Annotated in this window: 6 protein-coding genes and 3 pseudogenes; 5 read left to right on the top strand and 4 right to left on the bottom strand. The window is 69.4% G+C overall.

Translation table 11 applies throughout. The features are described from left to right. The 3 genes and pseudogenes from CM1CMNOD_RS01880 to CM1CMNOD_RS01870 form a co-directional block, all read left to right on the top strand. Positions 1–412: pseudogene (locus CM1CMNOD_RS01880) on the top strand (SAM-dependent methyltransferase); the annotation flags it as partial. Positions 413–706: 294 nt separating this feature from the next. Then, positions 707–1135 (top strand): VOC family protein, encoded by a 429-nt coding sequence (locus CM1CMNOD_RS01875; protein WP_013871991.1) that lies wholly within the window; start codon positions 707–709, stop codon positions 1133–1135. Between the two features lie 413 nt (positions 1136–1548). Next, a pseudogene (locus tag CM1CMNOD_RS01870) lies at positions 1549–1789 on the top strand (SAM-dependent methyltransferase); the annotation flags it as partial. 2 nt (positions 1790–1791) lie between these two features. On the opposite strand, the pseudogene CM1CMNOD_RS01865 reads toward CM1CMNOD_RS01870, so the two are convergent. From CM1CMNOD_RS01865 to CM1CMNOD_RS21380, 4 genes and pseudogenes are all read right to left on the bottom strand, one after another. After that, positions 1792–2040: pseudogene (locus CM1CMNOD_RS01865) on the bottom strand (transposase); the annotation flags it as partial. 151 nt (positions 2041–2191) lie between these two features. Then, complete coding sequence (locus CM1CMNOD_RS01860; protein WP_013871990.1) at positions 2192–3343, bottom strand: CapA family protein; 1152 nt, start codon at positions 3341–3343, stop codon at positions 2192–2194. Between the two features lie 16 nt (positions 3344–3359). After that, positions 3360–3560 (bottom strand): hypothetical protein, encoded by a 201-nt coding sequence (locus tag CM1CMNOD_RS01855; protein ID WP_043602793.1) that lies wholly within the window; start codon positions 3558–3560, stop codon positions 3360–3362. Beyond that, the gene (locus CM1CMNOD_RS21380; RefSeq protein ID WP_157490963.1) at positions 3535–3675 is read right to left on the bottom strand and encodes a hypothetical protein; all 141 of its coding nucleotides are present in this window, start codon (positions 3673–3675) and stop codon (positions 3535–3537) included. Before CM1CMNOD_RS21380 ends, CM1CMNOD_RS01855 begins: the two co-directional genes overlap by 26 nt. A gap of 184 nt (positions 3676–3859) precedes the next feature. Here CM1CMNOD_RS21380 and CM1CMNOD_RS23500 point away from each other — a divergent pair, with 184 nt between their 5' ends. Further along, positions 3860–8737, top strand: coding sequence for a protein kinase domain-containing protein (locus CM1CMNOD_RS23500; RefSeq protein WP_043602789.1), 4878 nt, complete (start codon positions 3860–3862; stop codon positions 8735–8737). Next, the gene (locus tag CM1CMNOD_RS22715; protein ID WP_237702952.1) at positions 8679–9215 is read left to right on the top strand and encodes a GGDEF domain-containing protein; all 537 of its coding nucleotides are present in this window, start codon (positions 8679–8681) and stop codon (positions 9213–9215) included. Before CM1CMNOD_RS23500 ends, CM1CMNOD_RS22715 begins: the two co-directional genes overlap by 59 nt. The last annotated feature ends 173 nt before the right edge of the window (positions 9216–9388 follow it).

Below are 9388 nucleotides of genomic sequence, written 5' to 3'. Positions count from 1 at the left end.
GACCCACATCGGGGCGCTCAAGCCGGTCATGGCGGAGTTCGCCCGGGTCCTGCGTCCAGGCGGTCACCTGGTGATCTCCGACATGCACCCCGAGACCGTGGCACTGGGCTCGATTCCCTCCGTCCGCGATGCTGATGGCCGACCTGGACATCTGAGCGCCTACCGCCACTTGATCGGGGATTATCTGCGGGCCGCGCTGGCGGTGGGACTGCGCGTGCGTCGCTGCGAGGAACCTTCCGCGTCGACCAACGAACCGCCGGGGCCGGCCGACCGGAAAGGCACGTTCGGAGCGGTAGGACCGTGGGAGCTTTGGCCGTGGTGCCTGGACGACATAGTGCCCGAAGCAGCACGAGCCGCCAGGGCCGGTGTGCCGGCGCTGGTCATCTGGCATTTCCAGTTGGCCGAATCGTGACACCACCATCAATGTCGGGGTTTTGATCACGACGGTGATCGTGGCGTCGTAAGTCCCGCCAGCGGTCGCCACCCCTCGCCCATGCGTGACCAAGGGGTGGTACCGATCGTGTTGGCGTAGGTTCAGGCTTCTCACCAGCATATTTTGGCAATCGGGCGAACAACGGGTCCGTACCCGCGTTGCACACGCATGGCTCGGCCCGTGCGACCGCACGACGCAGCAGCGACTCCCGGGGACCATCCTCCCGTCAAAATGCGGGAGATGAGCAAACGTCTCCCATGCTACGGTGCGCCTATGTCATCGATCAAGCAGTTTCAAGTCACCTTTGACTGCGCAGAACCTGAGCGCGTCGCTCGCTTTTGGTGCGAGGTGTTGGGGTACGTTGTGTCGCCGCCCCCGAAGGGGTTCGCCACCTGGGATGATTTCAACCGCTCCCGGTTTCCTGAGGATCAGGGTTCATGGTTCGCCTGCATTGATCCCTCGGGCGTGGGCCCGCGACTGTTCTTTCAGTGCGTTCCCGAAGGAAAGGTCGTCAAGAATCGGCTGCATCTTGACGTGAGGGTCGGCTCCGGGCTCGTGGGTGAAGAGCGCCTCGCCACGCTCGAAGCTGAATGCGCACGACTGTCCGTGCTCGGCGCGGTGCGCGTGCGACTGCTGTATGACGGCCACGACTCCTGCATCGTGATGCAGGACATCGAGGGAAACGAGTTTTGTCTTGACTGAGCATCCTCCGGGACCAGCGAGGTGGTGAGCCGTCTTCCTTGAGCCTCTCTCAAAGCCAGTCCCGTGTGGGGCGGGAGTTATCCCGTAAGGGCAAGGTCGTGCGGTCGTGCGGTGCCGAGCATCGCGGTGCGGTACAGCCATCCGTACAGCTAAGCCCGGGACGCCCGCCGACCAGAGCGAACTCCAGTGGACGCGGTCAGGGCTGTGACCGCGAACGAAGGACGATCGTGGGCGTCCGGACGCGCCGGGCCGATCTTGTAGTCGGGTGGTAGCGCGTGAAGTGCTGCCGCGCCGCTCCCGTTCCTCGGCGCTGGCGCGCCTGCGGTACGGGTCGGCTTGCCAACGGAGGCGCTCAGCCGGCAGACCGAGGCGGACGATGATCACAGTCTTCCATGTGCAACCAAGGGGTGGTACCGGTCGTGCTGACGCACGCCCACGCCGCTGACCAGCACGACCGGCGGTGCCACCGCCTACGTCCGTGACCCGGAGCGGATTCTCGCGGCGGCGGCCGAGGTCCTGGACTTCACCGAGCCGGTCGTGCTCGTGATGTTCGGCACCGTGGGGAACGTCGCCGACGACGACGAGGCGAGCACGATCGTGAAACGACTGCTGGACGGGGTGCCGCCGGGCAGCTATCTCGCGCTCAACGACGGCAGAACCTTGGCGATCGCCTCGGCGGCGCTCTCGGGCAGGGTGAACCCGACCGAGTAGGCCAGCCGCCGGCGGTCCAGCCACGCCACGAACGCATGCGTGCCGCCGCCGCTGTCGGTGCGGATGAGCACCGACCGGCCCCGGCGCAGCCGTTCCGGTAGCTGGGCGAGTGCCGCGGCGGCCACGGTGACGTGGTCGGCGGCCGTGTTGGCCCCGGCGTTACCCGGCCGCAGCAGCACGGCCAGGTCGAAGCCATCCGGGATCACCGAGTCGATGAGGTGCCAGGACAGGTCGACGTCGCCCGCCGCGACAGGTGGTGCTTCACGGCTTGGAAGCCGCCGATGGGGCGCCCGAACTGGTGCCGGTATCTCGGTGGCATCGCACGAGACGGCCGCGTGTCCCGGTTCAGGCTCGACGCAGCGCCAGCAGGCCGTCCGCGGTGAGGTCGAACCGGGCCCCGAAACCGCGGCTGATCTGGTCCAGGATGTCGCACAGCCAGACGCGGTCGGCGACGCACGCCCGGCGCAGCCGCATCAGCCGGGACCGCAGCGGCACCATCCGCAGGCCGGCGAGCGTCCCGGTGTCGGCCGGGTCGGCCGAGACGGACACGAGGTAGGCCAGCCGCAGATCGTCCCGGTAGGGCTCGTAGCCGGCGATGCCCTCGTAATCATCGATGAAGTCGCCGCAGCCATAAAGGATCAGCCGGTCCCGGTACACCTCGACCGGGCGCGGATGATGCGACGAGTGACCGAACAGAATGTCCACACCGCCGTCGACCAGCCGGTGCGCGAAGGCGATCTGCTCGTCGTCGACCTCGTAGCCCCAGTTGGAACCCCAGTGGATCGACACGGCGACGACATCGCTGGCACGCGCCATCCCTCGGGCGCGGGCGGCGAGCTCGTCGGCTGCGGCGTCGGTGAGTCTCTCGACGACGTCGATGCCGGCCCGGTCGTCGGTCGCGGCCCAGCCGGGCGGTATTCCACTGGACGGCACCCCGCACGCGAAGACGAGCACCCGGCCGCGACGGTGGCTTTCATGAGGGTCGCTCTCGCCAGCGCCGCACGGGACGATCGCGGGCCGTCTGGCCTCGTCGGCATCGCGGCCGGCACCCGCATGGCGCAGCCCCGCGCCGGACAGCGCATCGAGCGTCTCGGCAAGCTCGCGGGGCCCGAAGTCCAGCACATGGTTGTTCGCCAGCACACAGACATCCGGCCGACCGGCGGCGAGACACCCAAGATTATCCGGGTTCATCCGATAGTGGACGGCCTTGCCGGGCGCGAAGTCGTCGCACCAGGTGACGCTGGTCTCCAGGTTCAGCACCCGGACGGCGGGCCCGGCCGCGTCCAGCGCCGCCAGCGCGTCGCCCCACGGCCAGGCGGCGTCGACCCGGTGGGGGATCGGCCCGTTCACCGCCTCCGCCAGCTCGACGTAACTACGGGCATCCCGGACGAAACCCTCCAGGAGAGTGGGATCACCCGGACACGGCAGGATCTGATCCACCCCGCGGCCCAGCATGGTGTCACCGCAGAACACGATCGTCACGACGTCGTCACCCACGGTTCCACCGTACGGGTCAGCGCAACGGCATCGGTGCCGCGAAGACCGCGAGGCGGCGGTTGACGTCGTCTCGATCGAAGGGGGTGGGATCTTCTGGATACTCAGGATTCCAGTCCTCGACCGGGGCGTCGCCGCGGCCGGCGAGGCAGGTCGGGTAGGTGGCCGCCGGGTCGGTATCGCGGATCGCCTCCTCACTCGTCTGGCGCGGCCGCGGCACCGGTTCCGTTGGCAGTCACCGGCCTGCCCGCCCCGACCCAGGCGGCCAGTTTCCGGGCGCGGGACATCATGACGCAGCCGTTCGCGAGCTCGGGAAGATCCGTCATCTCGTCCATCGGACGATCATAGAGCGGCCACCTCCTGCCTCCGCGCGAGGCGGCGGTCTCCTCGGACAGTTCCCGACATGCGACTGCGCAGGTTCCGAGAGACGATTATGTGCTCGGTTCCGAGTTATGCCCAGTCGGTCCAGGCCCGCGCCCGGCGGGGCGGGGCGGGGCGAACGACGATGGGAGGGAGCCCGTGCCGCAGGTCAGGGTGCCCGGCGTCGTCATCAGGGAGGAGTTGGGTCGCGGACCCCATTTCGTCGTATATCGGGCAGAGCGGGCCGGTCACAGCTACGCGGTGAAGGTGCCGGTCGGCAGAGTGGCCCATGATCAGGGTACGGCGCGCGCATTCACCCGCGAGGCCACGGTGCTGGCGTGTATAGACCATCCGAGTATCACCCATGTCCGGGCCGCCGGGATGACCGAGGATTATCCGTATCTCATCATGGATGTCGTCGACGGCGATGTGCTGGAGTCGCGGATCGCTGCGGAGCGGTTGGGAATCTCCGATACCGTGCGGATCGCTCGTGATGTGGCGGGGGCGCTGTCGGAGGCGCATCGGCGCGGGCTGGTTCATCTCGACGTCAAGCCGGCGAACATCATGATTGGCCCCGATGGCGGGGCGACGCTGCTCGATTTCGGTCTGATGGCCCGGGCCGGGCGAGATCCCGGTGACGCCGCCGTCGGCACGGTCACCTACAGCGCGCCGGAACAGACCGGCATGCTGCACCGGCCGGTCGACGCGCGTGCCGATCTCTACGCTCTCGGCGCGGTGATCTACACCGGTCTGGCCGGCGCACCGCCGTTCGAGGCCAGCGACACCGCCGAACTGCTCCGCCAGCACGCCGTCGAGGCCCCCCGACCGCTGAGCGACCTGCGCACGGACGTCCCAGAAGCACTCGCCTCGCTGACGGCCCGCCTGCTGGCGAAGGACCCGGATGACCGCTATCCGTCCGCGGGCGCGGTCGTCGCCGCGCTCGCATCCCTCCCGCCGGACCCGTCGGGTCGGCCCGTCGCACCCGTCGCACCCGTCACACCGACCGCGCCCCTGGGCGCGGCCGCCGCCCGTGCGCCGGCGAAGGCCCCGGGTCGGATCATCGGGCGGCGGGTCGAGCGCGGTCTGCTGGGCGAGGCGTGGGCGCGCTGCCTTGCTGGCGAGCGCGGTGTCGTCACGGTCAGCGGGCAGGCCGGTGCGGGCAAGTCCGTTCTGATCGAGGACCTGCTCGCCGAGCACGACACCGCCACCCCGGGGACCGGCCCGGTGGTTCTGCGCGGTAGGTGCGCCGCCGACGCTTCGGCACCGCTGGCGTTGCTGCACGACCTGATCGACGGGTACGTCCGCGAGCTGGAGTCCGTGCCCGACCAGCAACGGCACGAACTGCTCGCGACACTGATCGGGGCCGCCGGGTCCGACGCGTCGCTACTCGCCCGTATGCACCCGCGCCTCGCCGACGCGCTGGGTGTGGATCCGGTTGGTGGCGGACCGGACGCGGACGAGATGCGGTTTCGCTCCGCGGTGGTCGGCTTCCTGGACCGCCTCGCGACAGCGTCCGACGGGATGATCCTCTGGGTCGACGACGCCCACTGGCTGGGGCCGGCGGATCGACGGGTCCTCGAGGACCTCACCGCCGCGGCGTCGTCGGCCCCGCTGCTGGTCATCAACACCACCCGGGACGCGTCTCTGCGCATCGCGGCCGGACCGGCCCTCACCTGGGACATCGCGCTCGGTCCGCTGAACGAGAGCGAGGTATCCCAGGTGATCGGTGACTACCTCGGCGAGGTAACCGACGACGCTTTCGCGCGTGAGGTGACCGTGCGGTCGTCCGGGAACCCGCTGGCGGTCGTCGAGTATCTGCGAGCGGTGATCGACGCCGGGCTCATCCGTCCCGACTGGGGCCGGTTCGTGCTCGACCGCGCTGGTCTGGACTCGCTGCCGCTGCCTGAGGAGGTCCTCGACCTGATCCGGCGCCGGGCGGACGCGCTCAGCCCGACCGCGGTGTCCGTGCTCGGCGTCGCCGCGGTGATCGGCCGGAGTTTCGACCTGGCGCTGCTGGCCGCCGCGACAGCCGGCACCGGTGCCGAGATCGCGGCTGCCACCGCCGAAGCCGAGGCACATCAGCTCGCCGGGCCGACCGGCGAGGGAACCTGGTCCTTCGTGCACGACTGCGTCCACGAAGCCCTGCTGTCGACCATGAGCGCGCAGGAACGGACGGCGGCGCACCGATGCATCGTCCGGGTGCTCGATACCGACGGCACCGCCGGCGCCAACCAGATGGCGGGACATGACCGCCGTTACGCGGTGGCCCGCCACGCCATCGCCGGCGAGGTGGCCGCGCCGGATCTCTTCCGGCTGACCGCGGCCGCCGCCGCGGCGGCGCTCGCCGCGCCCGCTCCCTACGAAGCGGTCACCTTCTACCTCGCCGCGGACACCGCGGCCACCCGGGTCGGTCTCGAACCCGACGCGGACTTCGAGGAAGGATTCGCGCTCGCCTGCGTGCGCACGGTCCGACCCGCGGACGCCCGCACACACCTCGCCCGCGCACTGCGCCGCCAGTCCGCCCCCCGCCGCCGCGCCCGGCTCTACCTCGAATGGGCGTGGGTCGAGTTCGGCGAGTTCCGCTACGCTGCCACGATCCAGTACGTCGACCTGGGGCTGGCTGAGATCGGCCGGGGAATACCCGCCAACCCCGCCGTGATGGCCGCCGTCAGCGTCGGCCGGTGGGTGGCGGGCATGGCGTGCCGATGGCCGCGGACCGGTCGCGGCGGGGCGACGGGCGAGGAACGGGAACTGCAGGAAATCCGGCTCTGCCTGTATGAGGCCGCCATCCTGTGTGAATGGATGACCGGACGAGTCGGACCCATGCTGGCTTTCATGATGTCTGCTGTCCGGCCCAGCCTGCGGCTCGGATCGGGCCCGGAATATGCACGCGGCCACGCCAATTTCGCCCTTGTCGCGGCGGATTACGGACGTGCCCGGACCTTGGAGCGCGACGCCGGATGGCTGCGCGAGCTGGCGGTGGAGACCGGCGACCAGACCAATCAGGCCATAGTCTCGTTGTATATATCGGTGGCCAGAGTATGCCTCGGGCGAGACACTACCGCCACGGCACGGGACTACCGGGACACGCTGCGCCGTAATGCCCGGTGGGTCGATGCCTCGTCCTTCGCGAACAACTATGCGATACTCGTGCAGAGCCTTGTGCTGCGCGGATGCTTTCGCGAGGCGTGGGACTGCCTGACAGAGATGGCGGCCAGCGTCGCCGGCCAGTCCCTGGTGAGAGATCTCGAGACGGTACAGGCAATGCTCGCGCGAATACTGGGCTATCCACCCGTTCCCCATCCGGGGCTCGCCGCCCTCGGCATCGAACCCGAGTCCGAGAAGCTGCGCCGCTACATGATCTGCCGTGACGTCGTCGAGCTCGAGGTCGAGGACGGCGAGTTCGGTCCAGCCTTCGACGCGGCCGTGGCCGCGGGAGACGCCCTCGACCTCCACCTCCTGCGGCCTCCGAAGTACTTCCGCGCCTTCTGGATCGCCAAGGCACGCGGCCGGCTCGAGCAGGCACGCGCCACCCCACCCGGGCCGGAACGAGAGGCCCGCCGCAAGGTCGCTCGCCGCGCGCTACACGACGCCCGCTGGACGGCGAAGTACCCCCTGTTCGCCGCCGACCTGCGAGTCCTCCACGCCATCGACCGCCAGCTCGCCGGTCATTACCAGGCCGCCATCGACCTGCTGGACACGGCCGAACAGATGTCCCGAGAATGTGAGGCCCCCCGGATCCGGTTCGACACCCTGCTGGAACGGGCCCGGTGCCTACGCGCGCTCAACCAGCCGGACCAGGCCACCACCGAAGCCGAACTCGCCGCCGACCTCGCCGGCCGATCCGGCTGGGTACGCCGGGAAAACACTGTCCGGCGCGAGTTCGAACTAGCCGAACGAAACCAGTGGTCGCAGGCACCCACCGGGACCTCACCAGCCCCCACCTTCACCCGCGACCGCCGCCGCCTCGACGCGGTACTCCAGGTCAGCGCGGCCGCGGGGCGGGAGATGGACCCCAAAGCGGTAGCCGCGGTCGTGCTCGACGAGATCATCACAATTCTCGGCGCGGACCGCGCCCTGCTACTCCTACCCGACCCGTCGGAACGCGACGACGGCTCCGGACCACTCAGACCGTACGCGGCCCGCAGCGCCGAGCAGGCCAGTGCTGCGGGACAGGCCGACGGCAACGCGGACACGAACGATCTCGCTGATATCGACGCCTCCGGGCCGGACGGGCTTGCCGCGTCGAGAAGCGGCCTGCCCAGGTTCGCCACGACAGTCGTGGAACGCGTCCACGCCGAGAACCGGCCGCTGGTCGTCACCGGCACGGACGAGGGCGCCGCGCTCGGCTCGGAAAGCGCCGTGCAGTACGGACTACGCAGCATCCTCGCGGCTCCGGTTCCCTTCAACGACGACCGCTGTGGCGTCATCTACGTGGACAGCCAGATCGCCAAAGGACTCTTCGACGAAGACGACGCCCGGATCCTGGTGGTGCTGGCCAAACAGGTCGGACTATCGCTGGGCGTCGCCGAAGCCGCCCGGCTGCAGGCCCTCGTCGCGGCGGAACGTCACGATGCAGGCCACCGCGACGCTGAGCACCCGGGAGATCCTCGGACGGGTGCTGACAGCGGCCAGGCGCGTCCTGCCCTTCGACGCCGCCTGGGTACTGACCCGGGTGCCGGGTGCGACCCGAATCACCTCGGCGCACGGAGACATCAACAAAGACATAGTGGGCACCGACATCACCCTTCCAGCCAGGTGGCCGCTCGCGGCCGCCTTCGACCGCCACGAGGCAGTCACCGCGGAGGATGGCGGGAACGCTCTGCCAGGTCTCGAAGGTCATCGGGCCGTGAGCTGGCTGGCCGCGCCGGCACCGCTGCACAAAGACGTGGAGATGGTGGTCGTGCTCGCCTCCCGGACGCCCGGCTGCTACGGCGAGACGCGGACCCAGGTCGCCCGGACTGTCATCGACCAGGCAGTGATCGCTTACCAGAACGCGCAGCTGTTCGAAGAGGTGCAACGCCACGCGGCCACTGACCAGCTCACCGGTCTGGCCAACCGGCGACATTTCCTCGAACAGGCTGAACGCGCGGTGAAGAGCCACGCGGCCACCGACCTGCCATTGAGCGCAGCCATGATGGACATCGACTACTTCAAGCGGGTGAACGACGCTTATGGCCACTCGGTCGGGGACGAGGTCCTGGCCGAGATCGCCCGGCGCATCCGCTCCTCCCTGCGCGGCGAAGAAATCCTCGGCAGGATCGGAGGCGAGGAGTTCGCCGTGCTGATGTCTGTACCGGCGTCCACCGCCACAGCGCTCGCCGAACGGCTGAGGGCAGCAGTCGCCCACAGGCCCGTCAACACCTCGATCGGGCCGCTCGATATCCGACTCAGCATCGGCCTGGCCCACCTCGCACCCCACGACACAGACCTACGTGACCTGCTGGACCGCGCCGACCAAGCCCTCTACACCGCCAAGCGCGGGGGCCGCGATCAGGTCGCCGTCCACCATTGACTCCCTGTGGGGTGCCAGAAGTCGGCTTGGGCCTGTGAGCAACGAACAGGAGGCTCTGGGGTGCCTGGCCGCCGATCGTGGGCGTCGAGAGCGAGGCGCTGCCGACCACTATGTCGGAGTGTTGTCTCCGGTCATGGCCTGGGTGCCGATGACGTTGAGGAGCCCTAGTAAAC

Origin of the sequence: Protofrankia symbiont of Coriaria myrtifolia, assembly GCF_900634755.1 — a bacterium.
GTDB lineage: Bacteria > Actinomycetota > Actinomycetes > Frankiales > Frankiaceae > Protofrankia > Protofrankia coriariae.
The sequence above is the reverse complement of the archived record's forward strand: the minus strand, read 5'-3'. Positions and strand labels throughout refer to the sequence as shown.

What these genes read in the sequence shown, in the direction of transcription:
- CM1CMNOD_RS01875 (WP_013871991.1), top strand. Translation starts at nt 707, where the DNA reads ATGTCATCGATCAAGCAGTTTCAAGTCACCTTTGACTGCGCAGAACCT.
- CM1CMNOD_RS21380 (WP_157490963.1), bottom strand. Translation starts at nt 3,675, where the DNA reads ATGGACGAGATGACGGATCTTCCCGAGCTCGCGAACGGCTGCGTCATG.